The 26,041-nt window shown below is 59.2% G+C and carries 27 protein-coding genes and 1 pseudogene; 20 read left to right on the forward strand and 8 right to left on the reverse strand.

The genetic code is table 11. The features are described 5' to 3' along the window. Positions 1-104 precede the first annotated feature (104 nt). The 9 genes and pseudogenes from HMPREF3169_RS11875 to HMPREF3169_RS11915 all read left to right on the forward strand — a co-directional run bounded on the left by HMPREF3169_RS11875 (position 105) and on the right by HMPREF3169_RS11915 (position 9,817). Positions 105-1,472, forward strand: a complete 1,368-nt coding sequence (locus tag HMPREF3169_RS11875; protein ID WP_061920358.1) for a glutamyl-tRNA reductase — start codon at positions 105-107, stop codon at positions 1,470-1,472. A 17-nt stretch (positions 1,473-1,489) separates the two neighbouring features. Continuing rightward, entirely contained in the window at positions 1,490-2,377 is an 888-nt protein-coding gene (gene hemC / locus HMPREF3169_RS11880; RefSeq protein ID WP_061920360.1) for a hydroxymethylbilane synthase, read from the forward strand. Between the two features lie 216 nt (positions 2,378-2,593). Then, positions 2,594-4,273: a bifunctional uroporphyrinogen-III C-methyltransferase/uroporphyrinogen-III synthase gene (locus HMPREF3169_RS11885; RefSeq protein WP_061920362.1), complete on the forward strand. Its 1,680-nt coding sequence runs from the start codon at positions 2,594-2,596 to the stop codon at positions 4,271-4,273. A gap of 99 nt (positions 4,274-4,372) precedes the next feature. Next, positions 4,373-5,350 (forward strand): porphobilinogen synthase, encoded by a 978-nt coding sequence (gene hemB / locus HMPREF3169_RS11890; RefSeq protein ID WP_070456808.1) that lies wholly within the window; start codon positions 4,373-4,375, stop codon positions 5,348-5,350. 64 nt (positions 5,351-5,414) lie between these two features. Beyond that, on the forward strand, positions 5,415-6,230 hold the full coding sequence (locus tag HMPREF3169_RS11895; RefSeq protein WP_246815641.1) for an MFS transporter: 816 nt from the start codon (positions 5,415-5,417) through the stop codon (positions 6,228-6,230). Then, a complete protein-coding gene (locus tag HMPREF3169_RS11900; RefSeq protein ID WP_070456810.1) occupies positions 6,227-6,778 on the forward strand; it encodes a tellurium resistance protein TerC in 552 nt (183 codons plus the stop codon). Before HMPREF3169_RS11895 ends, HMPREF3169_RS11900 begins: the two co-directional genes overlap by 4 nt. Before the next feature lie 66 nt (positions 6,779-6,844). Continuing rightward, entirely contained in the window at positions 6,845-7,885 is a 1,041-nt protein-coding gene (hemE, locus tag HMPREF3169_RS11905) for a uroporphyrinogen decarboxylase (protein WP_070456830.1), read from the forward strand. Further along, positions 7,885-9,276, forward strand: a complete 1,392-nt coding sequence (locus tag HMPREF3169_RS11910) for a protoporphyrinogen oxidase (RefSeq protein ID WP_070456813.1) — start codon at positions 7,885-7,887, stop codon at positions 9,274-9,276. Before hemE ends, HMPREF3169_RS11910 begins: the two co-directional genes overlap by 1 nt. A gap of 48 nt (positions 9,277-9,324) precedes the next feature. Next, a pseudogene (locus tag HMPREF3169_RS11915) lies at positions 9,325-9,817 on the forward strand (type 1 glutamine amidotransferase domain-containing protein). A 17-nt stretch (positions 9,818-9,834) separates the two neighbouring features. Here the strand turns inward: HMPREF3169_RS11915 and HMPREF3169_RS11920 are convergent. The 5 genes from HMPREF3169_RS11920 to HMPREF3169_RS11940 form a co-directional block, all read right to left on the reverse strand. Next, on the reverse strand, positions 9,835-10,953 hold the full coding sequence (locus HMPREF3169_RS11920) for a DUF5808 domain-containing protein (protein WP_061920374.1): 1,119 nt from the start codon (positions 10,951-10,953) through the stop codon (positions 9,835-9,837). Continuing rightward, a complete protein-coding gene (locus tag HMPREF3169_RS11925; protein WP_061920376.1) occupies positions 10,950-11,318 on the reverse strand; it encodes a GntR family transcriptional regulator in 369 nt (122 codons plus the stop codon). Before HMPREF3169_RS11925 ends, HMPREF3169_RS11920 begins: the two co-directional genes overlap by 4 nt. A 90-nt stretch (positions 11,319-11,408) precedes the next feature. Further along, entirely contained in the window at positions 11,409-12,914 is a 1,506-nt protein-coding gene (locus tag HMPREF3169_RS11930) for an ABC-F family ATP-binding cassette domain-containing protein (RefSeq protein ID WP_061920378.1), read from the reverse strand. 120 nt (positions 12,915-13,034) lie between these two features. Beyond that, positions 13,035-14,081 (reverse strand): ABC transporter permease, encoded by a 1,047-nt coding sequence (locus HMPREF3169_RS11935; RefSeq protein WP_246815642.1) that lies wholly within the window; start codon positions 14,079-14,081, stop codon positions 13,035-13,037. Continuing rightward, complete coding sequence (locus tag HMPREF3169_RS11940; protein WP_061920381.1) at positions 14,081-14,656, reverse strand: ABC transporter ATP-binding protein; 576 nt, start codon at positions 14,654-14,656, stop codon at positions 14,081-14,083. Before HMPREF3169_RS11940 ends, HMPREF3169_RS11935 begins: the two co-directional genes overlap by 1 nt. A 107-nt stretch (positions 14,657-14,763) precedes the next feature. Here HMPREF3169_RS11940 and HMPREF3169_RS11945 point away from each other — a divergent pair, with 107 nt between their 5' ends. After that, positions 14,764-14,973 carry a hypothetical protein gene (locus HMPREF3169_RS11945; protein WP_049063782.1) on the forward strand — a complete coding sequence of 70 codons (210 nt, stop codon included), beginning with the start codon at positions 14,764-14,766 and terminating at the stop codon, positions 14,971-14,973. 10 nt (positions 14,974-14,983) lie between these two features. Further along, positions 14,984-15,601 carry a Fic/DOC family protein gene (locus HMPREF3169_RS11950; protein ID WP_049063784.1) on the forward strand — a complete coding sequence of 206 codons (618 nt, stop codon included), beginning with the start codon at positions 14,984-14,986 and terminating at the stop codon, positions 15,599-15,601. 6 nt (positions 15,602-15,607) lie between these two features. On the opposite strand, the gene HMPREF3169_RS11955 is transcribed toward HMPREF3169_RS11950, so the two are convergent. Beyond that, entirely contained in the window at positions 15,608-16,447 is an 840-nt protein-coding gene (locus HMPREF3169_RS11955) for an NAD(P)-dependent oxidoreductase (RefSeq protein WP_070432523.1), read from the reverse strand. A gap of 248 nt (positions 16,448-16,695) precedes the next feature. Here HMPREF3169_RS11955 and HMPREF3169_RS13465 point away from each other — a divergent pair, with 248 nt between their 5' ends. From HMPREF3169_RS13465 to HMPREF3169_RS11990, 8 genes are all read left to right on the forward strand, one after another. Beyond that, complete coding sequence (locus HMPREF3169_RS13465) at positions 16,696-16,827, forward strand: hypothetical protein (RefSeq protein WP_268751111.1); 132 nt, start codon at positions 16,696-16,698, stop codon at positions 16,825-16,827. 578 nt (positions 16,828-17,405) lie between these two features. Further along, positions 17,406-18,728: a glutamate-1-semialdehyde 2,1-aminomutase gene (gene hemL, locus HMPREF3169_RS11960; RefSeq protein WP_061920394.1), complete on the forward strand. Its 1,323-nt coding sequence runs from the start codon at positions 17,406-17,408 to the stop codon at positions 18,726-18,728. Between the two features lie 32 nt (positions 18,729-18,760). After that, positions 18,761-19,369: a histidine phosphatase family protein gene (locus HMPREF3169_RS11965; protein ID WP_061920396.1), complete on the forward strand. Its 609-nt coding sequence runs from the start codon at positions 18,761-18,763 to the stop codon at positions 19,367-19,369. Between the two features lie 46 nt (positions 19,370-19,415). Then, positions 19,416-19,982, forward strand: coding sequence for a TlpA disulfide reductase family protein (locus HMPREF3169_RS11970; RefSeq protein WP_070432564.1), 567 nt, complete (start codon positions 19,416-19,418; stop codon positions 19,980-19,982). 42 nt (positions 19,983-20,024) lie between these two features. After that, positions 20,025-20,825 carry a cytochrome c biogenesis CcdA family protein gene (locus HMPREF3169_RS11975; protein WP_070432525.1) on the forward strand — a complete coding sequence of 267 codons (801 nt, stop codon included), beginning with the start codon at positions 20,025-20,027 and terminating at the stop codon, positions 20,823-20,825. A gap of 16 nt (positions 20,826-20,841) precedes the next feature. After that, positions 20,842-22,485 (forward strand): cytochrome c biogenesis protein ResB, encoded by a 1,644-nt coding sequence (locus HMPREF3169_RS11980; RefSeq protein WP_070456816.1) that lies wholly within the window; start codon positions 20,842-20,844, stop codon positions 22,483-22,485. Between the two features lie 82 nt (positions 22,486-22,567). Next, positions 22,568-23,599 carry a c-type cytochrome biogenesis protein CcsB gene (gene ccsB, locus HMPREF3169_RS11985; RefSeq protein WP_070456819.1) on the forward strand — a complete coding sequence of 344 codons (1,032 nt, stop codon included), beginning with the start codon at positions 22,568-22,570 and terminating at the stop codon, positions 23,597-23,599. Further along, complete coding sequence (locus tag HMPREF3169_RS11990; RefSeq protein ID WP_061920405.1) at positions 23,599-23,856, forward strand: helix-turn-helix domain-containing protein; 258 nt, start codon at positions 23,599-23,601, stop codon at positions 23,854-23,856. The genes ccsB and HMPREF3169_RS11990 overlap by 1 nt, the downstream gene beginning before the upstream one ends. Positions 23,857-24,017: 161 nt before the next feature. Here the strand turns inward: HMPREF3169_RS11990 and HMPREF3169_RS11995 are convergent, their stop codons facing one another. Then, positions 24,018-24,302: a hypothetical protein gene (locus HMPREF3169_RS11995; RefSeq protein WP_070432528.1), complete on the reverse strand. Its 285-nt coding sequence runs from the start codon at positions 24,300-24,302 to the stop codon at positions 24,018-24,020. Positions 24,303-24,343: 41 nt separating this feature from the next. Here HMPREF3169_RS11995 and HMPREF3169_RS12000 point away from each other — a divergent pair, with 41 nt between their 5' ends. Continuing rightward, positions 24,344-24,673: a DUF4229 domain-containing protein gene (locus HMPREF3169_RS12000; protein WP_061920409.1), complete on the forward strand. Its 330-nt coding sequence runs from the start codon at positions 24,344-24,346 to the stop codon at positions 24,671-24,673. Positions 24,674-24,690: 17 nt separating this feature from the next. Here HMPREF3169_RS12000 and HMPREF3169_RS12005 read toward each other — a convergent pair whose 3' ends face one another. After that, positions 24,691-25,920, reverse strand: a complete 1,230-nt coding sequence (locus tag HMPREF3169_RS12005) for an MFS transporter (protein WP_049146071.1) — start codon at positions 25,918-25,920, stop codon at positions 24,691-24,693. Positions 25,921-26,041: the final 121 nt, after the last annotated feature.

The raw sequence follows: 26,041 nt of genomic DNA on the forward strand, positions 1-26,041 counted from the left end.
CCCCTAATTAGCACAGCCTTAGTTCGGCAAAAGCCGGATAAACTATTAGGCTTTTGGTTGATTTATGTCAATCAAAGGGTTGATCTGAAAGTGGAGGATTGTGCATGAGTGTGCTCGTCGTGGGCATGTCCCACCAGTCGGCACCAGTAGCGCTGCTGGAGAAACTAAGCATGGATGACGCGGTGCAAAACACCGCTTGCGGGGAGCTGGTTTCTGCACAATCTCTTTCCGAGGCCATGATCATCTCCACGTGTAACCGAATGGAGGTCTACACGGTCACCAATTCCTTCCACACCGGTGTCCAGGACGTGGTGCACGTGCTGGCTGAGGTTTCCGGGGTTCCGGAGGAGGACCTGCGCCGCTACCTGTACGTGCGCTACGCCGATGCCGCGGCCGAGCACCTGATGACGGTGACCTCCGGTCTTGATTCCATGGTCATGGGCGAGCAACAAATCATCGGCCAGGTGCGTGCGGCTTATCAATCGGCCTCGGACCAGGGCACGGTCGGCGCACGACTGCACGCTTTGGCGCAGTCCGCACTGCACACCGGTAAGCGCGTGCACACTGAGACCAACATCGACGAGGCCGGTTCCTCGATGGTTTCCTTTGCCTTTGACCAGGCGCTACAGCGCATGGGGCAGGAGAACCTGCAGGGCCAGCGCGTGCTTATCCTGGGCGCGGGCGCCATGGCTTCTTTGGCCGCCACCCACGCGGGACGATTAGGCGCCCAGCTGGTCATCGCTAACCGCACCCGCGAGCGCGCCGAGCGCCTTGCCTCCCATGCGCATGAGGCGGGCGTGCGCGCTGAGGTCATTGACTTTGGCGAGCGTGCCCAGGCTTTAGGACAGGTAGACATGGCGATTTCTGCCACCGGCGCGCAGAACTTCACCATTACTGAAAGCGACGTCGCCAAGCACGGCGCACAAGGCAAGGCCCTGATGCTCGTCGACCTTTCCCTGCCGCGTGACATCGATGATGCCGCGGCGGACATCGATAACGTTGATCTGGTTAACATCGAGCGCCTGAGCCGCTCGCTCAACGCCGCTGACACCGACATCGCTGCAGGAACGAGCCCGCACGCGCAGGCTCGCCGCATCGTCAACGAGGAGCTTGAATCCTATGCTTCCGCACAGCGCGTGCGCGACGTCGTTCCCGCAGTATCCGCTTTGCGACGCCGCGCTGCCGACCTCGTCGAATGCGAAGTCGCCCGCCTGAACCAAAAGCACCCGGAACTGGATGAAAAGCAGATGGATGATGTCTCCCGTGCCCTCAAACGCGTGGTGGACAAGCTACTGCACGAGCCGACGGTGCGAGCTAAGCAGTTGGCTGCTAACTCCGGATCGGTCAGCCATGAAAGGGCGCTGCAGGAGCTGTTCGGTCTGCAGTTAGAAGGCAGCGGCGTCTCCGTAGACGTCGAGGATCTGCCAGCCTTGAGCGAAGTCAAAAAGAGCCAAGAACAAAGCACTAATTAGAGGAAACTTTTAAAAATATGTTCAAGATCGGTACCCGCGGTTCCAAGCTCGCTACGACGCAGTCCGGCCACGTGCGCGATTGGCTGGCGGCCAAGGGCTTTGCGTCTGAGCTCCACATCGTCACCACTCACGGTGACGTCAACATGGCGCCGGTCGAGCGCATCGGTGTGGGCGTATTTACCCAGGCGCTGCGCGAGGCGCTGTATGCCGGCGAATGCGATATCGCGGTGCACTCCTTCAAGGATCTGCCCACGGCAGCGGACGAACGCTTCCTCCTCGTCGTCCCGGAACGGCAAGACGTGCGCGAGGCGCTCGTGGCGCGCGATGGACTTACCTTGGCGCAGCTGCCGGAGGGCGCGCGCGTGGGTACCTCGGCGCCGCGGCGCATCAGCCAGCTTAAGGCGGTGCGCCCGGACCTGGACATCCAGCCGTTGCGCGGCAACATCGATACCCGCATGGGCAAGGTAACCTCCGGCGAGCTTGATGCCGTGGTGCTGGCCTATGCCGGGTTGGTGCGCGCCGATTATCAGGACCGTGCCACCGAGGTTTTCTCGCCTGCAGACTTCATGCCGGCCCCGGCGCAGGGCGCGCTGGCCATCGAGGCTGTCAAGGATTCTGCGGCTGCCTGTGCCATCGAAACCCTCATTGATGAGGAAGCAACTGCGGCCGCACTGGGCGAGCGCACCGTGCTCTCCCGCTTAGAGGCCGGCTGCACCGCTCCGGTAGCAGCTACCTCCGAGGTGGACGGCGATAAGCTCACCGTTCGTGGCGGCGTATTCGCGCTTGACGGCTCTCGCCAACTTCTGGCCACCGCTTCCGGTTCCCTGAACGATGCTGCGGCACTGGGCAGCGCTGTATCTGAGGAGCTTTTCTCCCGTGGCGCAGCCGAGCTGCTGGGTAACTAATTTTTTTGTTTAGGCCTTGATAATTTAAGGTGTATCTAGCACACAATCATTGGCCTCCAATGATTCGGCCCCCCTTAATTTGATCCCAGGACTTCTGGCCTGGGATTTTGGCCGTTAATACGCTGTGAAGAACACCGCCCGCTGGTCGCAGGGTTTTCGCCGCGCACGATCATGTCCGTGCGTGGTGCCTGAGGCCCAAACGTAGAAAAGAACCTTATGAGCAACGCTGTGCCGGACACTCAGTCTGAACTGGGAAAAGTCGTTTTTGTAGGCGCCGGCCCAGGCAATCCTGACCTGTTGACCGTCCGCGCCCGCGAGGTTCTCGAGGCGAACGCAATCGCAATCGTCGATGAAGAGGTTTCCTCCGGAATCCGCGACGTCGTCGCGCGCGCAGTTCCCGTACCGCAGGAGCTTCTCGACGCCGCGGAAGAAGAGTACGCGCGCATCTGTGCGGAGGCCAAGGAGGCTGGCGCGCGCCGCAAGCCGCCGCGTCCTGCTCCGCCAACGGCAGCGGTATTTTATGCGCCGCAATCTGAAGACATCGTGGCGCAACTGCGCGAAGGCTTGGTAGAAGCCGATGGACTTGACGTCATCCGCCTAGTCAGCGGTAATCCGCTCAATCGCGAGTCCATCAAGGAAGAAATCTCGGCCGTGGCCGCCGAAGGCCTGGAGTTCCAGGTAGTACCCGGCATGTCCCTGCCTTCTACCGTTCCTTCCTTCGCTGGTCTGGCTTTGGGCGCTACTTATACCGAGGCGGATATTACTGAAGGCGCTGATTGGGATGCGCTGGCAAGCGCTACCCAGCCGCTGGTACTGCAGGCAACCGCCGCCGACCTTTCGGTGATTTCCCGGGAGCTCATCGAGCGCGGCATGTCTGCGGACATTGAGGCTTACGTGACTGTTCACGGCACCACCCGTCTGCAGCGCACGCATGAGACCACCTTGGGAACTTTGGGCAAGCTCGACGCCGAGTTGCCCGGCGACCTCGTGGTGACCTTGGGGCGCAGCTTTGACGATCGTTCCAAGTACTCCTGGTGGGAGAATCGTCCGCTCTATGGCTGGCGCGTGCTGGTGCCACGCACCAAGGAGCAGGCAGCTGCCATGTCCGCGCGCTTGGCCGGCTATGGCGCCATCCCGCAGTCTGTGCCGACTATCTCGGTGGAGCCGCCTCGCAACCCGGCGCAGATGGATCGCGCTATCAAGGGCATCGTGGAAGGCCGCTACAAATGGATCGTGTTTACCTCCGTGAATGCGGTTTCTGCAGTGTGGAACAAGATTGCGGAGCTGGGCCTGGATGCCCGCGACTTCGCCGGCGTTCACTTGGCCGCCGTTGGCACCAAGACCGCCGATGCCATCCGCGCCAAGGGCATGGTCCCGGAGCTGCTGCCGAATAAGCGCAAGCAAAACGCTGAGGGCTTGGTCGAGGTCTTCCCGAACTATGTCGAAGACATCGACGCTGTGGGCCGTGTGCTTTTGCCGCGGGCGGACATTGCGGGCGATGCCCTGGTTACCGGCCTGGAGGAGCTGGGCTGGGACGTTGATGACGTCGTGGCTTATCGCACCGTGCGCGCCGCCCCTCCTTCGGCGGAGATCCGCGACATGATCAAGTCCGGCGGCTTCGACGCCGTGGCCTTTACCTCGGGCTCTACCGTGCGCAACCTAGTCGGCATCGCCGGCAAGCCGCACGCGCGCACCATCATCGCCTGCATCGGCCCTTCCACGAAGGCCGCCGCCGAAGAGCTGGGCCTGCGCGTCGACGTGGTCCCGGAGGTTGCTGAGGTGCCAGCGCTTATCGACGCCCTGGCTGAACACGTTGCCGCCCTGCGCGCTGCGGGCAACCTGCCGGCACCGCGGAAGAAGCGCCGCTCGCGTAAGAAGGCGACCAAGTCTGCTTAAGTCTGCCGCATCCGTCTGGCAGCGGGGCAAGGTTAGTCTGCAACTAAAGTATGAGTAGACTGGCGAGGCAAAGAAAAAGACCTCTAGGGAGAAATACTCATGAGCCTTGTTCGCCGTCCCCGCCGCCTGCGCCAGTCTGCTGCTTTCCGCGAATTGGTCGCGGAGACTTCCGTGCAACCTGCGGATCTGATCCTGCCGATGTTCATCATGGACGGCATCGATAAGCCGCAGGAAATTACTTCCATGCCGGGCGTCTATCAGCACACGCTCGATTCCCTCAAGCGCGCTGCCCATGAAGCGCTCGATGCGGGCGTTAAGTGTGTTGACCTCTTTGGCGTTCCGCGGGAGGAAGACAAGGATGCCACCGGCTCCGTTGCCTGGGATCCGGAGGGTATCTTGAACCGCGGCATTGCGGAGCTGCGCCAGGAGTTTGGCGATGACCTCATCGTTATGGCAGATACTTGCCTGGATGAGTTCACCTCGCACGGCCACTGCGGCATGCTCGATGAATCCGGACGCGTACTCAACGATGAGACCGTCAGCCTGTACCAAGACATGGCTCGCTCGCAGGCTCGCGCGGGTGTTCACATGGTTAGCCCTTCCGGCATGATGGACGGCCAGATTGCCGCCATCCGTGAGGCGCTTGACGAAGCCGGCCATGAAGACGTCGCCATCATGGCTTATTCCGCAAAATACGCGTCTGCCTTCTTTGGCCCGTTCCGCGATGCCGTGGGCTCCTCCCTAGAAGGAGATCGCCGCACCTACCAGCAGGATCCGCGCAACTTCCGCGAGTCCCTTTTGGAGATCGACTTGGACATTGAGGAAGGCGCTGACTTCGTCATGGTCAAGCCGGGCCTGCCATACCTCGATGTGCTGGCCGCTGCGGCTGAGCGCTCTAGCGTGCCGGTTGCGGTTTACCAGGTTTCTGGTGAGTACGCGATGATTAAGGCCGCTGCGCAAAATGGCTGGATTGATGGAGAGGCCGTTATGCTGGAGTCCTTGACCGCATTCAAGCGCGCCGGTGCGGATCAGATCCTTACTTACTTCGCCACCGACGCCGCTCGTTTGCTGAAGTAGCCGCTTCTTTCTTTCCGCGGCCACTGGCCAATTTTTCGCGAATATACAGTACATAAGGAATTTTGTGACACTTCCGGCTTCCCCTCAGCCCCCTCAGAATCAGCAACCTCCACAGCCGCAGCAGGCTCCGAAGGAGCGAACGGAGACTCAAAACCCGCAGCATGCGCCGCAGCACCGTGGGGCGCCGCAGGCAGGTAATGCCAAGCCGCCGCAGGCTCCGAAGGAGCGCACGGAGGCCGTAAACCTCATGCTGAAGCTGTGGGCGGGCACGCTGGCTTTGGAGGTCATTCACCAGATTTTGAACCTGGTGATGACGTTGCTGAATCGCTCGGTGCTTTTTGCCCAGGCACGCCAGACGGCGGAGGAAGCCGCGCAGGACTCTGGTCAGAAGGTCTCTGATTCCTTGATTGAGGTAATCGGCTATGGCTCGGTGGCATTTTCCTCCGTGCTCTCGCTGGTTATCATCGTCGTTCTCGCAGTGATGCTGCACTTACTCAACAAGGGCGGCAAAGCCGCGGCAACCGGACGCCGCCTGTGGTTCGCGTTCTCCCTCTTCTTTGCCTTCCGCACGCTCCTAGTCTTCCTCGCCACGCCCGCGGGCAATGAGGCGCCGGACTGGCTGATTGCCGGCGATGGCATCATCCAAATCCTGGTTGGTGTCGGAGCAGTAATGGGCCTTATCTTCTCGCTTAAGGAAGAGACGCTGGATTACACCGGCGAGCTGGAGCAGATGCGCAAGCTGGAGCAAGAGCTGGCGCAGGAGCGCCGCGAGAAGGAACGCGAGCGCCGCGAACAGGAGCGCAAAGAGCTGATGGAAAAGCAGCAACAGCAAAAGCAGGATGCGAAGGCTGGCAAGGATGAGCAGGAGCCGCGCCGATGACAAGCATGTTCCCTGGCCAGGGAAGTGGCCAGCCTAAGGGCGACCCATCGCGCCCAGGTCCGGTGGACTACAACCGCGCTGGCCGCAAGCAGGCTGGAAACAAGCAGTCCGAAGTAGACACCGCGGGTGCCGGCGGCGCGCCGAAGTCGCTGCGCTTTGCCTACTGGGTGCTCGTGATTGCGGCGATCATCATGCTGGTTTCCGGCATGATTGGCATGTTCGGTGACTCTGGCGCGGAAGAAGTCGCTGCCTCAAAGCAGGTTGCTGATTATTTGTCCCGCAACCGCAACTTCGTGGCTATTTCTAACATCGTGTGTGCGCTCGTGATGGCGCTGTGCGCGCCGCAACTGCCGCATGGCTCCAAGTGGTCGCGTCGGATCATCACCATCGCGATTGCCTTTAGCTTGTTTGTCAACATTGCCGCCATGGCCTTGGGCGTGGGCGGGCTCGGCCTAGTGGCCATCCCGGTTGTGCTGGCCGTGGCGTTGTTGTTGCTCTATCGCCCGGATTCGAACCAGTTTATGCGCGAGCGTAATCCGCGCTTCTAGCTCGCGGGCCTGTCCAAGGCAGAGCTAACTAGATTTAAATCCAACTTTTGATTCATAATGAAGACCATGTCACGAACTAAAAACGCCCCTCTCATCGATGCCGCCGCTGGCCGCACGCCGTCCCGTCCGCCCGTGTGGTTCATGCGTCAAGCAGGGCGTTCCCTGCCGGAATACCGCAAGGTTCGGGAGGGCATCGACATGCTCGACTCGTGCTTCATGCCGGAGCTGCTCGCTGAGATCACCCTGCAGCCGGTGCGCCGCCACGACGTTGATGCCGCGATTTTGTTCAGCGATATCGTCGTGCCGCTCAAGGCCGCTGGCGTCGGCGTGGACATCGTGCCTGGCCGCGGGCCAGTGATGGAACAGCCAGTGCGCACCAAAGAGGACGTCGCCAAGCTGCCCATCCTGGACACTGATGTTCCGCAGGTTCGCGATGGCATCGCCATCATCTTGGATGAGCTGACCGAGACCCAGGCGCTTATCGGTTTCGTCGGCGCCCCATTTACCTTGGCCAGCTACCTGGTGGAGGGTGGTCCTTCCAAGAACCACGAGAAGACAAAGGCCCTTATGCATGCGGAGCCGCAGACCTGGCACGCACTGATGGAGCGCCTGACGCCGACCATCATCAACTTCCTGCAACTGCAGATGGAAGCGGGCATCGATGCGATGCAGCTTTTTGATTCCTGGGCGGGCTACCTCAATGAGCGCGACTACCGCGAGTTCGTGCTTCCTTATTCCACGGAGATTTTGAAGGCCGCGGAAGGCCGCATCCCGCGCATCCACTTCGGCGTGGGAACGGGCGAGCTGCTCGGCGCGATGTCCGAGGCCGGCTCTGAAGTCATGGGTGTGGACTACCGCGTCTCCATGGATGCCGCAGCCAAGCGCGTGAGCGCGCGCACTTTGCAGGGCAACCTGGATCCTGCGCTGCTTTTTGCTGGCGACGACGCCATTCGCAGCGCGGTGCGCACCATCAAGGGCGAGGTCGCGGCAGCCCAAGCAGCCGGCGACATCGATACGCATATCTGGAATCTTGGCCACGGAGTTTTGCCAACCACAGAGGCGGAGGCTGTTACCCGCGCCGTCTCTATCATCCACGAGGAGGGCTAATGAAGATCGCGATTATTGGTGCTGGCCTGGCAGGCCTTACGGCAGCGTGGGAGATTGCCTCCCGTGACTCTGGGCACAAGGTGGACGTGTATGAGGCTGAGGGCCGCATCGGCGGCAAGCTTTACACGGTTCCGTTTAACGACGGCCCAACAGACATGGGAGCCGAGGCTTTCTTAGCCCGCAACGAAGAAGTAGTGGAATTTTTCACCAAGCTGGGCTTGGCGGATTCCTTTGTTTCTCCTTCGGGTCTATCCCCGCTGGTCTACGTCGATTCCAAGCTGCAGTCCCTGCCTTCCGGCGGCATGATGGGCATCCCGTCCTCGTCTGAGTCCATCGCTCCGCTGGTCTCTGCGGAGACCGCGCGCCGTATCGACAATGAAGAGCCTTTCGAGTGGAAAATCGGCGGCGATGTTTCGGTGGGCAAGCTGGTCCGTCAGCAGTTTGGTGACGACGTGGTGGACCACGTGGTCTCCGCCCTTCTGGGTGGCGTCTATTCCTGCACTGCGGATGACTTGGGCCTGCGCGCCACGATCCCGGCGCTGGCCGCTAGCTTGGATAAGCTCGCAGCTGATGGCCCGGTCAAGCTTTCCGACGCCGTCCGCGCAATGGAGCAGGCACGCCCACGCACCCCGGGCAAGGGGGCGCCTTTCCAGACTTTCCGCGGCGGCTACGCTGAGGTTTACGAGGCGCTCGCGGAAAAGTCCGGCGCCGATATTCACCTCGATTCCTTTATCTCCGGCGTGACCCGTGAGTCCGAGGGCTTCCGCGTCAAGGGCGCACCGAACGAGGCCGGCCTTTATGACCGCGTGCTTTTTGCTACCCCGGCGCCCACTACCGCGCGTCTTCTGCCGGCTCTTTCTCCTGCGGCTTCTGCCGTGCTGAAGAAGGTCAAACTGGCCGGTTCCGTGGTTGTTGGCTTTAAGTTTGAGTCCGACACGGATCCGAACGGCAACCGCCTGCCGGATAACACCGGCATTTTGGTGGGCACGGATCAAAAGGACGTACACGCTAAAGCGTTTACGCTGTCTTCGCGTAAGTGGCCGCACCTGGCAGAACGCGGTGGTGCGCTGGTGCGTGCTTCCTTCGGCCGTTTCGGCGACGACGCCCTCGTCCGCGCGGAGGAAGATGATCTGGTTGATTACGCTTTGGACGATCTTCAGCACATCACCGGCTTCGATGGCCGCGCTGCAGGTGTATCCGAGATCTTCACCCAACGCTGGTTCGGCGGCATCCCGCGCTACGACGAGACCCACCTGGACACCGTCGCTGCAGCGCACGCTGCGCTTGCCGACGTCCCCGGCATCGAGGCCACCGGCGCGTGGTCCGGCGGTGTGGGCGTGCCAGCCGTTGTGGCAGATGCACGCGGTGCCGTTGAGCGGCTGCTCGCGTAGTAGAGCAGCCAAGCTCTCACACGCACACAATCGGTACGATGCGGCGGCATGACTCACGTACTTATGGTTCTAAGTGGTGCCCGTGTCTGGACTCTTAAAGACGGCACGGAGCACCCCCACCGGCTTCTGGGCAGAGGAGTTCATCGCTCCTTATGACATCTTTACTGAGGCCGGATATGACATCACCGTGGCGACCCCGCGCGGGGTCAAGCCAGTAGTTGATGAAATCTCTTTGAGCATCTCCGGCGGAACCGATCCGCTTTCGGCCAAGAAGCTGAAGTCTCGCCTTGCGGAGCTCTCCGATGTCCTGGAGAACCCGGCTGACCTCCATGACCAGAACGAGGAAGATTATGACCTCGTGTTCTATCCCGGCGGCCATGGCCCGATGGAGGATGAGCTGGTGGCGCGAGGCTTGGACTACGACAAGGGCCTGCTGCCATTTCCCTCGCACGTCGTGGTAGATGGCAATCTCTACACCGGTCAGAACCCGCAATCTTCCAAGAAGCTTGCGAAGACCTTGGTCGACGCGCTCGCGGATTAGGCCATCGTTCCCGCGAATTAGGCCAGTGCCGGTAGGGCGCAGAGGACAACTGTCACTAGCAGGATGAAGGCCATGAATGCCTTCGCCTGCCAAGTGGCGAAGTTGAAGGTAACGCCCACGCCGAAGCGCTTGTCCACGAGGACTGCTGGGTCGTCGGGGTTGTAGTAGAACATTCCCCACTTGTAGTGCTCGTCGTTATCTGGCGATTCCTTGCCCTCGTCAGGGAAGCTGACACCACGCAGGGCGTCGTCAAGCTGGCTCGCCCGGAGAGCGATGAGGACCAAGAGCGCGATGACTCCGAGGATGCTGCAGAGGAGCAGGCCGTAGAATCCTACGGGCAGCCAGTCACTGAATTCGGGGAGCGGACCGGCGATTTGGTCAATAGTGAGGGGGACGCACATAGCCAGCAACAGCAGGCCGATGCCTTCGTTAGAAGCTGCCAGGATTGCATCGTTGCGCAGCTGACCTTTGATGGAGCGGTCGTTGCGGGAGTGCGACGGGAAGGCGGCCATTGCCCAGAAAATTACGGCAAAGAGTGCGATTAATCCGAGGGATACAAAAGTTCCTATAAAGACGCTCGGGACGGACTTGTCGCTCCAGGCGTCGGGCTGCAAGCCGGCACCCCAGTGCGTTGGGATGGTTTCTGGGATGTTGTCCCAGCGCATCGCAACAACGATTGCGCCGACAGCGGTGACGAGTAAGGAGCCGAGCACGCTAATCCATGGAAAGCGCACAGTGGTCTTGAGACCTGCGAGTTGCGATTCCGTAAAGCTGGTGCGAGTGATGCGTGCGGAAATCGCTGTTTCTACCTCGTCGTACCACTTGCCAGCGGCCTTTGCATCGATGATGCGGCGACGTGCCGTGACGTAGCTAAACATGGCGCCGACTACCACGATGAGCGAGGAGAAAGCGGCGACGATAGGCCACTTCCATGCGGCAAGGGTGAGCAGAGTAGTGAGGATGCCGCAGATCCAGACCTTGGTGCGGTAGGAACGCAGTGCGGCTTGAACTTGTGGGTCTTGGCGCTTGTCCTGCGGCACGCTCACACCAAGCGGCAGGGAAGCGATGGCGGGGATGGTGGCGATGGTCCAAGTGACGGCGAGGGTCATGGCCGCCATGAGGAGGGCGAAAATCATGGCAAATCCTTCAAAATTGCGTCGAGGTGGGAACGGATTTCGGAATCGTTGAAGCCCTGTGCGCGGGCTAGCAAGGCTGCGCGCTGAAGGCCCTCAACGAGTTGTTGGTTTTGTGCGTCGGTGCGGGCTCCAGGGCGAACCACCGTGCCGGAGCGCCCAGCGGTTTCGGCTAGGCCTTCGGCGACGAGCTTGTCATAAGCCTTCTTGACGGTGGCGGGATTAATGCCGAAGTCTGCGGCGACGCGTCGTACTGGATCGAGCTTGTCGCCGTCTCGTAGTTCGCCATGTGCGATGGCAGAAACGATGGCGTCGTGAAGCTGCGTAAAAAGCGGGACACCTGATTCTGGATTGAGGGTGAGGAACATGCCGACCCCCTTTCTGTGTTGGTTCAACTAATACAACGTTGTATTAGTGACTATAGCACAGATTGTGTTACTTGTAGCGATACAAAGCGATTAGAGTTCTACAGTGCGGTTAATCGAAAGACGCGAACAAAAATCTTCGTCGTGGCTCACTAAGATGAATGCACCTCGATAGGCAGAGAGCACATCTACCAGCCAGTCAACAGTGGGGATGTCGAGGTTATTCGTAGGTTCGTCTAGAAGGAGGAATTTAGGTGCTGGAGAAGAAAGCAAGACTCTCGCACATTCGGCACGAAAGCGCTCGCCTCCTGAAAGCTGCCCGAGCGGGGCATGAACGCTATCGTTTTGGAACAACAACTTAGCTAGCTGATTGCGGAGGAACTGCGGATCTTCGTTTGGATTGGCTGCGGTTACCAATTCCCACATACTCAAGTGTTCTGGAAGCGTGATGCGCTGACGCAAGTAGCCACAGGCTAGTGCGTAGTCGACGTCGCCGTTTGCCACGCGGTTGAGGAACGTTGTCTTTCCGGAACCGTTGGGACCTGCGAGTCGGACGCGCTCAGGGCCTACGATGCTGAGTAGCTCACTGCGGAGAACTTGGGTTGCGTTAGGCAGTTGAGTGTTCGGAAGCTCGATATGGACGGCAGAATCGTCGCGTAGCCGCAGCTGAGCTTTGTTGTACTCCTGCTGTGCGCTTGCCACTGATTGGGCTGCTTCGTGCGAGCGCTTGGCAGCTGTGTTTTGAGAGCGATTCTTGTCCAGGCCCAATGCGATAGGAGGCTTGCGTTTGGAAGCCGCGTACTTCTTTCCGCGACGCTCATCCCGGGCTAGCCGCGTTTGCATTGCTGACCGCTGGCGGACTTCTTTGCGTAAGGCGGCCTTGGCCTGGTGGACGTCGGCAAGCGCGGTGTCCTGTTCGTGGTCAATAGCCTCCTCATAGGAGGCGTAGTTCCCAGTAAACATGCGTAATGAGCCGTGGTAGAGCTCGGCGATGCAATCTGCGTGATTAAGTAGATCGCGGTCGTGTGAAATGACCAAAACCTGGGCCGGCGAGTCAGCGATCAAACTAAGGAGAAGTTCCTTGGACTGCGCATCAAGGTTGTTTGTAGGCTCATCCAAAATGATCACGTCAGGTTCGGAGAAAAAGAGCGCAGTAAGCGCGACAGTAACGGCCTCGCCGCCCGATAGGCTACCGATTGTGCGATCCAAGGAAATGGGCAATTCCGACGCCGCGAGCGCAGCACTGATTTTTTCCTTGAGGTCCCAACGCTCGCCCACGACCTCGACGAGCTCGTCGGTGTAGTGTCCCGCTTCGATTTGCTCGATGGCCTCCAATACTTCACGGGCGTGGAATACGTCGGCAACAGTATCGGAGACTTTCAGGCCTAAGTCTTGGTCGAGGTACCCGACGCTAGGGGCACTGACGGTACCTGAGGTTGGTTCGAGTATCCCGGCCAGCACCTTGGCCAGCGTTGATTTGCCCGAGCCGTTGGTGCCAACGAGTCCGGTGAACTGAGCGCTAAAAGTCCCATTGAGATTCGCGAAACAGGGTTTGCCGTCAGGCCACACCATGGTGAGGTCAGCGAAAGAAATAGGCATGGATCGATCCGCCTTCGAGTCAGAGGTGTTGATGTGAGCTTCGAATTAAGAGCGGATCTTCATGGCAAGGAAGGTTAGCAGCGTGCGTGCGTGGTGTCCATAGTTTGTGAGGAAATGGAATTACAAGAAAAGTGCCACTGCCACTACTGCGAGGCCTTTCCAACCGCGGCTTAAGTAGCCCACCACTTCAGGGGAAAAGGAAGCACCGAAACCGCCCGTATCGACCATGCTCATTTGCGTCACGCGGGCAGGGCGGGACCTGGTGTAGCCGGCCCACGCCAGGCCTACCGCGATGACTGCAAGTGCAGCAAGTGAAAGCTGCCACACGATGGCAACAAAGACCGTTCCTATAATCGCTGTGCCTATCGCAGCGCTCATAGGAAGACCCCACTCTGCCCAAGGCCCTTCCACGATTCGCCCAAAGGAACCTGCGCGGCTTACGGCCGCACCCACCATGGACCAAGCGGTGGCAAATGCAAGAATGCCCAGCGAACCCAGGTGCGGTGCGAACCCGAGGCTCAAACCAGCAACTGCCAGTGCGCCGACGCCGATGTACCAACGCCTGCCTAGACGGCGCGCGAAAAGACCAGCTAAAGAAGCGGACGAACCGATCTGCGGTTTCAACCACATGCTTTGGCTGGCTAGGGCGTCGGAGCTGACCTCAGAGTCGAGCAGGTTCACACCTGAACTGCTCACCTGGCGGGAACGGCCAGCAGCGAGCAGTGACGCAACGGTGAAGGAACGCCAGCCCACGGCCATGCGTAATGCTGGCGCTGCCAGTGCGAATAGAGGAGATGCGCCGAGGGACACGCAAAGCAGCAACGCGAGTGCAGTGGCCCCGAGCAGCTGCAGAACTGAAATTGAATCCATGCCCCGCAGGCGTCCTTGTGGGCGGAGGTGGTAAACCCACCGAGGGCCTGACATCCCACGCAGCGGGAACAGCGCCTCCAGAAGCGCAATCAGCGCCAGCAATCCCAGGATGCCGCCCGTTGTCTGTAGAGGAGCAACGTCGGTGCGAATTACGACGAAAGGCAAATAGTCGGCGGCGTATTGCCATACGCCAAAAAGTACGCCTAGGAGACATCCAAACATGGTGATCGCTCCAACGACGTCACCGAACTTCGACAGGGCCCGTGTCATGCCAGTACGAGAGTTGGTGTCAGGCATCATAGCTCCACCAACTCATCGCACGCATCGGTGACGGTAGGCGAGTGGGACGCCACGATGATGCAGCGACCTTCTTTCGCCAGGTGGCGCAGTTCGCTGCTGAGGAATTGCGTCCACTCGGCGTCGAGGTGGCGCTCGGGTTCGTCGATAAGCAGCACTTGCGCGGGCTGGTAGAGCTGGATGGCCAGGAAAACGCGCTGGCGCTGGCCCGCGGACAAACGCGTGGCGGGGTGAGGTAGGAGCTCCTCAAGCGCCCACAATTCGATGATTTCAGCGAAGTCAACGCCAGTGGTCCGGGCGATGAGATCGATGTGCTCGCCCACGGTGAGGTCCGGTAGGAAGATTGGGTCGGCCACGGTGAGCACCGCGCTTGCCGACGCCCTCGTTCCCACCTCCTTCCCATCAACACGGACGGTGCCCTCGAGAGCCGCGAGCTCGCCACCGAGAGTGGCGAGCAGCGTCGACTTGCCTGAGCCGTTAGCTCCCTTGAGGCCGTACATGCGGCCCGGGGCAAACTCGCGGGCAAGATGGCCGAGGGCTGTGGTATGTCCGTAAGTGGCATCGATGTTCAGCATGCGGCAAGGCTATCAATTCTGCTGCTTGCAGGCTTTCAAGACCTTGGTTTTGGTACCTTGAGCTGCTAAAATTTAGCGTCAAACAGCTATTTTGGGGGAGAAAAAGAATGGTTACTCCACAGCCCGCTAATGAGTTCATAGACACCGAAATTGATAAACCGAGGGATAACAAGTTGGCCTTGGGAGACGCAGCAATGCGTTTGGCCGGCCATGACGTTAGTGACCCGAAAGTTCGTGACTTGGCCCGCCGCGTAGCCGCTGGCACGGTGTCTGCTGAGGACGCAATAGCCCAAGTTCGCCGGACGGCATTTAAGTAAGCAGGGGAAAATGAGCGGGGGTTGGAAAGATTACTTCATTCCAGGAACAACGGTTCTGAAGAATCTATTGGGGGCAACTGATGCTGAGGAGCTCCGATTACTCGAGGAAAAACTGGTATTCCTGCGAATCTCGGAATTACAGCATGAGCCCCTAGAGGGGAATTTTGATTATCAGCATTTCAAAGCCATCCATCGCCACCTTTTCCAGGATGTTTATGAATGGGCGGGGCAGGAGCGTACGGCTCCTACTGACCAGTTCATGGTGAAGGCCGGTCATGCTTATTACCCAGCGGGTCCAGAGCTGACCAAGGCCGCGAACAAGATTTTTGCTGGTCTTGCCCGCGATAACCTGTTGTGCGATATGACTCTTGAGGAGTTCGTCCCGAAGCTGGCGGAAGTGTGGGGTGAACTCAACGTTGTGCACAGCTTCCGCGAGGGAAACACCCGCACGCAGACCGTCTTTTTCGCGTTCCTTGTGGATAATGCTGGGTTTGCCTTGGACGTGGAGCGCCTAGCCGTTGATAGTGAACTGCGTGAGCGGTTCATCGCTGCACGTTTTCATAGCCAGGACACAGGCGATAACGCGCAGCTGGCGCGGGTGCTGCGCGAAATCGTCGGCAACCGCTAGCTCGTGCTAGCCCTTGTTGCGGAATACAAAGATAGAAGAGAAGTCCTGGTCGCCGTGGCCCATGGACTGCTGTTCCTCAAAGCGTTCGATGGCGGCGTGCACTGCTGGCAGCGGCTTAGAAGAAGTAGCCTCTATGAGCTTGGCGTCTTTGCAGAGGGCATCGACAGTGAAGTCGCCCGGAGTGGTATTGCGCTCGCCGGTGACGAACGGGCCCTTCATGTTCTTCATGAACGCGAGGCCGGTGATATCGAGCATCTCGAGGATGACCTCGGAATCAAGGCCCTCGGATTCGCCGAGCTGCAGTGCCTCCAGCAGTCCCTCGGCGGTTACTGCCAATGCGAGGTTGGCTAGCAGCTTGCCCAGGGCGGCGGTAGCTGCGGACTCGACGCCGATCAGCTTGTTCTCACCGGCCCATGGCTCGACGATGTCCATGGCGAGCTCGCGACGGTCGTCGTCAGGCGTGCCCACATAGACGCCCAACTCGCCGTTTCGGGCTGGGCCCAGGGAACCCACGACTGGTGCGTGGACATAGGAATCCACCGCGGCGGCAAATTCGCGTGCGGCCTCCGGGGAAACGGTGGTGGTGTCAATCCAGGTAACGCCGGCGGGGATCAGCGCGGGCTCGATGATGCGCTCGCGAATGTCATCAGGACCAAACAAGGAAGTGATGATGACCTCGGCGTTTTTCACCGCCTCTTCAGGGGTATCTGCCAAGCTGGCGCCTTCTTCGACGAGAGGCTGCGCGCGCTCAGCGGTGCGGTTCCACACCGTAACCTCGTGAGATTTGAGCAGGTGGCGGGCAAGCTCGCTGCCCATTCGGCCGGTTCCAAGGAATGCGATTTTCATGGAAACCAGTGTGCCATTTTTGTTTGCGGGCGCGCAGTCAACTTCGGTGTGCCACCGGAAGAGCGCCGTGGTTCGTATCCCGTCGGTACCGCCCACACCGTGTGGGCTGGCGATGATCATCGGCGGCATCGTAGGCCTGAAAACGGTGGCCTAGGGCAGCGGGATGTAGATTTCCTCCGGGCGTGGAAGTGGTGGCGGCTTCGGGATTTGATCGATTCCCTGTTGTACCTCCGGCGGAATCGGAACCTTTGTGGGAATCCGCGGCGGCGCTGGTGGCGGCGGTGGCGGTGGCATATGAAATTCCGGCAGCTTTGGCAGGCCTGGAACTGGTGCGGGTGCTGGACGCCGTGGTGGCGGAGCCGGCGCAGGTGCGTGGATAGTTACCGTATCGGGTGAATGCGGCGGTGCTTCTGGTGGCGGGGCCAGTTGGCTTTCTTGCGGAGCTTGCTCAGGTGCGGGCGCCTTCGGTGTTTCTTTCGGCTTTGGTTCGTGTTTGCTGGATGACGCTTGCGCGGAATCTAGCGCTAAGCGTGTGGCCGGTTGTGGCGCGGAGCCCTGGGCCCAAGGCGTGGTGCTTTCTGATGTTTGTGTTTCCAGCGGTTTCATATCTTGAGCTGGAACCATGGTGACTTCTTTGCTTGCACAGGATGCACAAAATACAGCGCTAAGGCCGATAGCGCAGAAGAAAATGCGTGAGCGCATGATGAAAATTTCCCCCTTTTAAAACCACCGCCACGAGTGTTGGTTGCAAGCTGCATGAGCAGTCGGTGTGCAGCGCGCTTTGTTGTTCCCCCGGCGCTGCGATCGTGGCGATGACAGTAGCTTAACGGCAATTAGAAACCTGTGCAGGGTAAGTAGCGCGTGGAGTAGATGGAGCGGATGCAATTCGGCGAAGTGCTCTGGGTGCGGTGGCGCGTTTCGGACACTCCAACTTTTGTATAGGGACAAAGCAGTTACAATGTTGGCTATGCCTAATACGAGTCAGCAGCCAGTTTCCCAGTCCACCCAGTGGTTCGAGCGCGCCTCCAAGGTCACCCCAGGTGGCGTGAACTCTCCGGTCCGTGCCTTCGGTTCGGTCGGCGGTCAAGCCCGCGTTATCGCGCGCGGCGAAGCTTCCCGCCTGTGGGACGTCGACGGCAACGAGTACGTTGACCTTGTTAGCTCCTATGGTCCGATGATCCACGGCAACGCCCACCCGGCAATCGTGGAGGCTGTGCAGAAGGCAGCGGTCGATGGCCTTTCCTTTGGCGCGCCGACCGAGGCGGAAACCCTGCTGGCAGAGCGAATTGTGGAGCGCACCGCAGTAGAGCAGGTGCGTCTGGTCAACTCCGGCACTGAGGCAACCATGTCCGCCGTACGCTTGGCCCGTGGCTTCACCGGTCGCGCAAAGGTGTTGAAGTTTGATGGCTGCTACCACGGCCACGTCGACGCGCTGTTGGCGTCGGCAGGCTCCGGCGTTGCTACCTTCGCCCTTCCGGATTCCCCGGGCGTTACCGGCGCAACCGCTGCCGATACCATCGTTGTGCCTTATAACGATCTGGATGCTGTCCGTGAGGCTTTTGCCGCACACCCAGGTGAGATCGCCTGCATCATTGCTGAGGCAGCCGCGGGCAACATGGGCACCGTGGCTCCCGATGAGGGCTTCAATGCGGCGTTGAAGGAAATCGCGCATGCCGACGGCGCGCTGCTCATCTTGGATGAGGTCATGACTGGTTTTCGTACCTCCCACAAGGGCTGGTTCGGCGTCGACGGCGTCGCTGGTGACTTGGTCACCTTCGGCAAGGTTGTCTCCGGTGGTCTGCCAGCTGCTGCTTTCGGTGGCCGCGCGGATGTTATGGCTTACCTGGCACCGGCTGGTCCGGTCTACCAGGCAGGTACTTTGTCCGGTAACCCAGTTGCGATGGCTTCTGGTCTGAAGTCCCTGGAGCTTGCCGACGAAGAGCTGTACCCGCGCCTTGGCGCAAACGCTGACCGCCTAACCGGTCTTATCTCTGCAGCATTGGATAAGGAAGGCGTGGCGCACAACATTCAGCGCGCTTCCTCGATGTTCTCCATCCGCTTCGCTGAGGGACGCGGCCGCAACTTCGACGACATGAAGGCTGCTGATACCTGGCGCTTTGCTCCGTTCTTCCACGCTCTTCTGGAAGGCGGCGTCTACGTTCCGCCATCAGCTTTTGAGACCTGGTTTGTCTCCGATGCGCTGACCGACAATGATTTTGAGGTAATCGAAAAGGCGCTCGCGCCCGCAGCAAAGGCTGCCGCAGCAACCCAGCGCGCTTAAAGCTCATTTAAAGAAGAGCGAAAGGAACTTCTATGTCGACGACTATCGTCCACCTGGTCCGCCACGGTGAGGTGTACAACCCGGAAAAGATCCTCTACGGACGCATCCCGGGCTACCACCTTTCCTCCCGCGGCCACTCCATGGCGGCGCGCACTGCGGAGTCCTTCCGCGGCCACGACGTGACCTACCTGGTGGCTTCGCCGCTGCAGCGCACACAGGAAACTGCGCAGCCTATCTCCAAGGTCACCGGCCTTGACGTTGAGATCGACAAGTCCGTCATCGAATCCGGTAACCGTTTTGAGGGCCTGCGCACCAAGGGCTGGAATTCCCAGCTATGGAACCCACAGCGTTGGCCGCTGCTGCGCAACCCGATGCAGCCTTCCTGGGGCGAGCCTTTTGAGGAGATCGCTGCCCGCATGGTCAATGCAGTCGAGCGCGCACGCGATAAGGCAGAAGGCCACGAGGCCATCATCGTCTCCCACCAGCTGCCCATCGTCATGGTCCAGCGCACCGCACTAGGCAAGCGCCTTGCCCACGCACCATGGGACCGCGAGTGCGACCTTGCCTCGGTGACCTCGCTCGTCTTCCAAGATGACCAGCTCATCGACATCTTCTACTCCTCCCCGGCGCAGGATATTTAAGGCAGAGCCCGTGAAACACAAACTTTTGCCTGTAGTCGCCTCGTTGATGGTTGTCGCTTCGGCTACCACTGCGTGCAGTCAAGACGCAGATAAAGCACAAAATGCAGTGGCGAGTGGCGGCACCTTTGAATTCTTTGCTCCAGGCGGAGAAAAAGTAATCAAATATGCGCCCGAAGAGCGCAAACCGTTGAAGTCCTTCACAGGAGAGAATCTGCGCCACGACGGCCAGACCATTTCTCTGGATGATTTCTCTGACCAGATCGTCGTACTGAACTCTTGGGGACAATGGTGTGCTCCTTGTCGCTCCGAATCGGATGACTTACAAAACATCCATGCCGAGCTGACCAAACGCGGTACGGGTACAGTTCTGGGAATTAATGTCCGCGACTTCAACCCGGAAATTTCCCGTGATTTTTTGGGAGATAACGGGCTGGAGTATCCGTCCATCTACGATCCGCCTTTCAAGACGGCTGCGGCTCTTGGCGGCGTACCGACCTCTGTCGTGCCAACCACCATCGTGCTCGATAAGCAGCATCGACCAGCCGCCGTATTTCTGCGCGAGATCACCGACAAGGATGTTCTCGAAGTCGTAGATTCGCTGGAAAAAGAGTAGTTTCCACTGCTAGACAACTTATTTAGAATTGCGCGAGGTTTCATGGACTTTACGGATGCGGCGCTCAACGTCGAATCGGTCATCACTAGTGGTCCTTTCGCCCTAGGTTTTCTCCTCGCCATGGCCGCTGGTTTGGTCAGCTTTGCCAGTCCGTGCGTGGTCCCGCTCGTTCCCGGCTATATCTCCTACCTGGCCAGTGTGGTTGGCGGTGAGGTTAGTTATGACGCGGAGTATGGCATCGGCGTCGGCAAGCGCAAGCAATGGGCCGTAGTACTTGCCGCGGCGCTGTTTGTGCTGGGCTTTACCGTGGTATTCGTACTGGCGACGGTCTCTGTTTTCGGTGCGATTTCCGCGCTGACGCTCAACGCTGATGTGCTCATGCGGATAGGCGGCATCATCACCATCCTCATGGGCGTTGTGTTCATGGGCGTGGTGCCGGTGCTGCAAAAGGACACCCGCATGGCGCCGCGGCGCTGGACCACGTGGTTGGGTGCGCCGCTGCTTGGTGGCGTCTTTGCTCTTGGTTGGACGCCGTGTCTGGGGCCTACGCTCGGGGCGATTATCTCTGTCTCCGTTGGCACTGAAGGCATGACCGCAGTGCGCGGAACCTTCCTTATCATCGGCTATTGCTTGGGTCTGGGGCTGCCTTTCCTGCTCGTTGCGCTGGGCTCAGCCCGTGCCATGCGCACTATCTCTTGGATGCGGCAACACTCTCGCACCATCCAGATCATCGGTGGTATCGCCATGATTCTGGTGGGCCTCGCACTGGCTACCGGCTTGTGGGGCAACTTCATCAGCTTCATCCGCCAGTGGACGTTTGAATACGGCGCGACCCTAATTTAAGAGGATAAGAAGGCATATGAAACTTATCGTTCGCTATCTGCGCAAGGCATGGCATTGGCTGACCAGCATGCGCACCGCACTGGCGTTGCTGTTCTTGCTCGCCCTGGCGGCCATCCCGGGCTCGCTGCTGCCGCAGCGCGATCTCAACGAGGCTAACGTCAAGGACTTCATCAGCTCGCACGGCAAGGTCGCAGAAATCTACGACAAACTGCAGCTTTTCGACGTCTTTTCTTCCATCTGGTTCCAGGCCATCTTCATGCTGCTGATGGTCTCCCTCGTGGGCTGCATCATCCCGCGTTCTTGGGAGCACTACAAAGCCTGGAAGACCCCGCCTACCCGTGCTCCGAAGTACCTGGAAAAGATGCCGCTTCACGCCGAAGGTCATTCGGAGCATTCGCCGGAGGAAATCAAAGCTCGAGTAACCAAGCTGCTGAAGAAGTGGCGCGTTGCTGAATCAGGCCCGGAAGAAGACCGCCAGGGGCAGCAGTCTTTCTCCGCTGAGCGCGGCTATGCCCGCGAGCTGTGCAACCTGATTTTCCATATTGCCTTGGTGGCCATCTTGGTCACCGTTGCCGCCGGCCGCCTGTCTAATTACGAGGGCCAAGTCATCGTGGTCACCGAGTCCGGTTCCCAGGATGGGGAGACCAAACTGGATCAGTCCACCGAGTTCTGCAATACCTCGACCTCGAACTATGATTCCTTCCGCGCTGGCTCGCTTTTCGACGGCACGGGCCTGCACCCGTTCTGCTTCGTAGCCCACGACTTCACTGCGGATTACCTGGATAACGGCCAGGCGGAGATGTTCACTTCGAACGTTTCTTATGCGGAAGGCGATGACATCTACTCCGATCCTTCTAGCTGGAAGGATTATGAGCTCAGCGTCAACCACCCGCTGCGCCTTTCCCATAACCGCGTCTACCTGCAGGGCCACGGCTACGCGCCGACCGTGACGGTGGAGTGGCCAAACGGCGAGAAGCGTACCCAGACCATCCAGTTCCGCCCCGATGACATGGTTCGCTTCCTTTCTTCTGGCGTCATGCGTTTCGACCCGCCGGCTGGCATGTACCCGGATCTCTTTGAGCGTCGCCAGAATCAGCTCGCCATCCAGGGCCTTTTCGCGCCGACCGCACAGTGGTCCGGGGAGAACGGTCAGCTGCTGACCTCCGCGTACCCAGGGCTTACCGATCCGGCGCTGGCCATTGACATCTATCGCGGCGATGCCGGCCTCGATACCGGTACCGCCCAGTCCATCTTCGATCTGGATTCCTCCTTGGTGCACTCGGGCCAGCTGCAGAAGATTGACCGCGTGAATCTCTCGCAGAACGAATCCGTGACGCTGGACGATGGCACGAAGGTCACCTTCAACGGTGCCTCCCAGTACGCGAATTACCAGATTTCTTATGACCCATTCCAAAAGTGGGTCTTGGTCTCGGCCCTTTTGATGCTCGTCTCCTTGGTCGGTTCGCTAGTTATCAAGCGCCGCCGCGTGTGGGTGCGCATTAGCCCGGCCGCGGATGGAGGAACCGACATCCAGATGGCGGGTCTTGCCCGCACCGACCGCGCCGGTTGGTCCGAGGAGTTCTACGCGCTCTATCGCGAGCTTTTGGAACTGCCTGACCCGGACGAAGTAGAAGAGGACGAGATATGGGTGGATGATTAATTCATCCGACTAAAGTTTGATGTCGCCTGCATGCGGGAGTATCGTATGCAGGTACTATTTGGAGCAAAGCGCAAGGTTTTCAATGCTGATCGATCAGAATCTGTCGAATTTTTCCGACATCGCCGTCCAAACGGCCTTCGTTATCTACGCCATCGCGCTGTTTCTCTCGCTCGCGTACTACGGCCGCATGCAGTCGGTCATCGATGCCCGCCGCGCAGCTGCAGCAGATCGCGCGCAGTCCAAGCAGAAGGTAGCGGCAGGCGGCAGCCCCTACGCACCAGGCGAGGATGACGCTGCGCTTGCCGACGCCGCCGTCGCCGACACCACCCCAGTCAAAGACCCCAGCGTCCTCGAGGAAAAGGCTGACAAGCTCGGCGGCATGACGCAGATGCTGCTGTGGCTGGGCATTGTGCTCCACGTCGTGGCAATCGTGCTGCGTGGCCTAGCCACACACCGCTTCCCGTTTGGCAACCTGTATGAGTACGTGCTGATGGTGACCGCTGGCGTGCTCATCGTGTCCAACATCGCGATGCAGCGCAAGGAATGGCGCACGATGTGGCCGTGGATCCTCACTCCGATTTTGGCGCTGATGTTCTACGGTTCCACCAAGCTGTATGCGGAATCCGCTCCGGTTGTCCCGGCGCTGCAGTCGCACTGGCTGCCAATCCACGTCACTGTGGTTTCCCTCGGTGCTTCCATCAGCGTGGTTTCCGGTATCGCGTCTTTGCTGACTATGTTGCGTGTCTGGCAGCCGAAGGGCGCTGAGCGTAGTTTCGCTGGAGTTGTGGCAAAACCGCTGCCTTCGGCGAAGAAGCTGGATCAGCTTGCTTACCGCCTCGGCATCATCGCACTGCCGACCTTGGGCCTGGGTATCGTCCTCGGCGCCATCTGGGCGGAATCCGCATGGGGCCGCTTCTGGGGCTGGGACCCGAAGGAAACCGTCTCCTTCGCTACCTGGATTCTTTATGCGGCTTACCTCCACGCGCGTGCGACGCCGTCCTGGCGTAAGTTCTCGCCGTGGATCAACATTGCCGCGACCTCCTTGATGGTCTTCAACCTGTTCTTCATCAACATGGTTGTTTCCGGTCTGCACTCTTACGCGGGGTTGAACTAGTGCCTGATACGCATAAGCCAAGAAATAAGCAAGGAAAGCCAGCAGGCGATAACCCGCAGCTGCTCGCCATCGGCGCGGAGTTCGCTGCTCGCCGTCGCGAGCTCGGTATCCTGCAGCAGCAACTGGCCGATGCCGCAGGCGTATCTCGCTCCACTTTGCACACCATCGAGCATGGCGGTAGTGGTGTGCGCTGGGAGAAGGTCACCGCGGTCGCGGAGGCCCTCGGCCTTGAGATGAGCTTCCAGCCGCGCGCTTAGCGGCGTAGCTTTCCATCACTTTCTTCATGGTCCCATTGCTTGGGTCCCTTTGTGGGGCAATGGGACCATGAAGCGCGTTTCAGGGGTGCCGTTACTCGTAAAGCTACCCGTAGAGAGGGACCTTTAGAGGGAAACCATTCCGTGCCGGCGGAGAATGCACCCTACTTCTCGTCCGTTTCGTCGCGCGAAGGCTCGTCGCGGTGGCTCTCGCGGCGCTGTTGACGGCGGCGCTCCTCGGCTTCCCGCTCGGCCTGCATTTCGCGGGCGCGGCGCTCCTTGAAGCGCTCCTTCTCGAGGTTCCACAGGAACTCTTCATCGTCGTCTGGGCCCTTGATGGCTGGGCGCTGCTGCGTTGTTTGCGGCTTCTTCCAGCTGGAAGGGCCAAAAGCCTTCCAGACCAGTACGGCGGCAAGAACAACTAAGACAAGCAAAATCAAACGACCCATGCGTTATATCCTACGGAATCGAAAGCGTAGACTTTAGCCCCATGACTGATACTTCTTCTGCACATAATCCGGAGCCGCCGGCACCCGATCCCGAGCTGCGCCGCCGCTCCCGCGCCGCGCTTTGGAAGTACGGCTTGGCCCGCCTGGTGCTTTTCATCCTGCTCACGGTGGTCATCGAGCTCATCGCCATCCTGGCAGGTTTCCCCATTCCAGTACTGCTCGCAGCGCTGCTTGCCCTATTCGTGGCGTTGCCGTTGTCGATGCTCGTGTTTAAGAAGTGGCGCGTAGAAGCCACCGAGACCTTGGCTGAGTACTCCGCTCAGCGCAAGGCTCATAAGGCCTGGGTCCAAGCGGAGTTGGCAGGCCGCTAGCTTTCACATCGTGGCATTCAATTACTTCGGAGGAACGGCTTTGTGAGCTTGTTCCATAACGAAGGAAGCGCAGTAAACAGTGCTGTGCCGAGGCCGGCGATGATTAATGCAGCGTTCGGTCCAGCGGCAGATACCGTCGGTGCACCCACAATGTATCCAACCAGCATTGCCGAATTGTTAATCGTCCCCATCGTTACTAACGCTTTGGGCTTAATCTTTGGATCGACGGCGCTGACGACCACTATTCTTAGAGCAGACACTTGGAGTCCATTAAACATTCCAGCCAATGCGAAAAGCGGAATACAGAGAAATAACGCGGGCACAAAGCCTGGGATCGAGATGCAGATCCCCATTCCTATTCCACTTTTGATCAAGGTCGCTAGGGCGTTTGCCTTCGTAAGTCTTGCTGAAAATCTTGCGCCTAAAATCCGTCCCACGACAAAACACTGGGCGACTATTGCATATAAAAACCCGCTGGTATTCAGGGACTGAGTGGCGAAGAACACGAGAGCCACGTTAAAAATCGATGTGAAGATAATCGCGGCCCAGATGCTTGTCAGCGCCTGACGCGAACGTGGATTGTTAAGAAGTATTTTTGGAGCTTCAACAATGCTGTGCAGAGGACTTGGGGCCTCGGCCTTGAGAGTGTGGGGGGAAGTTGATGGAACTAGGGGCCAATCTTGTCTTTGCAAACGCTGCACCACAATAATTGAGCTCCCGACGGCTAGGGCCTCCAATGCAAATACTGTGCGTAGTGAGGCGATGTCTAGGAATCCGCCGCCGAGTACAGGGCCTACGAAGCTGCCACATAGCCGAGCCGTGTCCAAGTAGGAAAAAGCCCGGGCTTGGTCCGAGGCATCTAGGCTTGAATCTGCAATTGCGTAATAGGCTGGAATGGTAATCCCACTCAACGTAGCTATTACGATATTTCCTGCGATGAGAGTGAGCGTTGATGGAAAGCCGCACAAGAAAATGAGAGTAAGGCACTCAAATATTGTTCCAAGCTTTGCCACCGTAAAAGGATTTGCTCGATCAAAGAATGGTGTCAAAAGAGGGGACACAAATACCTGAGCGCAGGCCCCTGTTACTAGAACAGTGGCCACAAGTGCTTCACCGTTTGGCCGAGTGGCGAAGTTGAGTGAGATTGCGATCGAAGTCATCGCTCCGCACAGAGACATAAAAAAGTAGGCAATGACGAGACTAAAGACTTTGCCTTTCGACCCATCATTACCTAGTGGAGTTTTCAACACTCTATTTGGTCCTCACCCAGTGGTCTACGGACATTCTCGAAGGATCGATTCCTATATTTTGCAGTATTGAGTTATGCCGGTTGTCTGCCGTTTCGGCGTAGTTGGTAGGGGCAATCCG

The sequence above is a fragment of the Corynebacterium sp. HMSC08C04 genome (genome assembly GCF_001807495.1).
Lineage (GTDB): Bacteria > Actinomycetota > Actinomycetes > Mycobacteriales > Mycobacteriaceae > Corynebacterium > Corynebacterium simulans.

Bases quoted from the DNA above. Each gene is read 5' to 3' on its own strand.
- HMPREF3169_RS12000 (WP_061920409.1), top strand. From the start codon at position 24,344: ATGACTGATACTTCTTCTGCACATAATCCGGAGCCGCCGGCACCCGAT.
- HMPREF3169_RS11920 (WP_061920374.1), bottom strand. From the start codon at position 10,953: ATGATTTTCGCCCTCCTCATGGCGGCCATGACCCTCGCCGTCACTTGG.
- HMPREF3169_RS11925 (WP_061920376.1), bottom strand. From the start codon at position 11,318: ATGTTCCTCACCCTCAATCCAGAATCAGGTGTCCCGCTTTTTACGCAG.
- HMPREF3169_RS11935 (WP_246815642.1), bottom strand. From the start codon at position 14,081: ATGCCTGACACCAACTCTCGTACTGGCATGACACGGGCCCTGTCGAAG.
- HMPREF3169_RS11975 (WP_070432525.1), top strand. From the start codon at position 20,025: ATGGACTTTACGGATGCGGCGCTCAACGTCGAATCGGTCATCACTAGT.
- hemC (WP_061920360.1), top strand. From the start codon at position 1,490: ATGTTCAAGATCGGTACCCGCGGTTCCAAGCTCGCTACGACGCAGTCC.
- hemE (WP_070456830.1), top strand. From the start codon at position 6,845: ATGTCACGAACTAAAAACGCCCCTCTCATCGATGCCGCCGCTGGCCGC.
- HMPREF3169_RS11900 (WP_070456810.1), top strand. From the start codon at position 6,227: ATGACAAGCATGTTCCCTGGCCAGGGAAGTGGCCAGCCTAAGGGCGAC.
- HMPREF3169_RS11875 (WP_061920358.1), top strand. From the start codon at position 105: ATGAGTGTGCTCGTCGTGGGCATGTCCCACCAGTCGGCACCAGTAGCG.
- hemB (WP_070456808.1), top strand. From the start codon at position 4,373: ATGAGCCTTGTTCGCCGTCCCCGCCGCCTGCGCCAGTCTGCTGCTTTC.
- HMPREF3169_RS11980 (WP_070456816.1), top strand. From the start codon at position 20,842: ATGAAACTTATCGTTCGCTATCTGCGCAAGGCATGGCATTGGCTGACC.
- HMPREF3169_RS11910 (WP_070456813.1), top strand. From the start codon at position 7,885: ATGAAGATCGCGATTATTGGTGCTGGCCTGGCAGGCCTTACGGCAGCG.
- HMPREF3169_RS11885 (WP_061920362.1), top strand. From the start codon at position 2,594: ATGAGCAACGCTGTGCCGGACACTCAGTCTGAACTGGGAAAAGTCGTT.
- HMPREF3169_RS11970 (WP_070432564.1), top strand. From the start codon at position 19,416: ATGGTTGTCGCTTCGGCTACCACTGCGTGCAGTCAAGACGCAGATAAA.
- HMPREF3169_RS11955 (WP_070432523.1), bottom strand. From the start codon at position 16,447: ATGAAAATCGCATTCCTTGGAACCGGCCGAATGGGCAGCGAGCTTGCC.
- HMPREF3169_RS11995 (WP_070432528.1), bottom strand. From the start codon at position 24,302: ATGGGTCGTTTGATTTTGCTTGTCTTAGTTGTTCTTGCCGCCGTACTG.
- ccsB (WP_070456819.1), top strand. From the start codon at position 22,568: ATGCTGATCGATCAGAATCTGTCGAATTTTTCCGACATCGCCGTCCAA.
- hemL (WP_061920394.1), top strand. From the start codon at position 17,406: ATGTTGGCTATGCCTAATACGAGTCAGCAGCCAGTTTCCCAGTCCACC.
- HMPREF3169_RS11945 (WP_049063782.1), top strand. From the start codon at position 14,764: ATGGTTACTCCACAGCCCGCTAATGAGTTCATAGACACCGAAATTGAT.
- HMPREF3169_RS11930 (WP_061920378.1), bottom strand. From the start codon at position 12,914: ATGCCTATTTCTTTCGCTGACCTCACCATGGTGTGGCCTGACGGCAAA.
- HMPREF3169_RS11965 (WP_061920396.1), top strand. From the start codon at position 18,761: ATGTCGACGACTATCGTCCACCTGGTCCGCCACGGTGAGGTGTACAAC.
- HMPREF3169_RS11950 (WP_049063784.1), top strand. From the start codon at position 14,984: ATGAGCGGGGGTTGGAAAGATTACTTCATTCCAGGAACAACGGTTCTG.
- HMPREF3169_RS11940 (WP_061920381.1), bottom strand. From the start codon at position 14,656: ATGCTGAACATCGATGCCACTTACGGACATACCACAGCCCTCGGCCAT.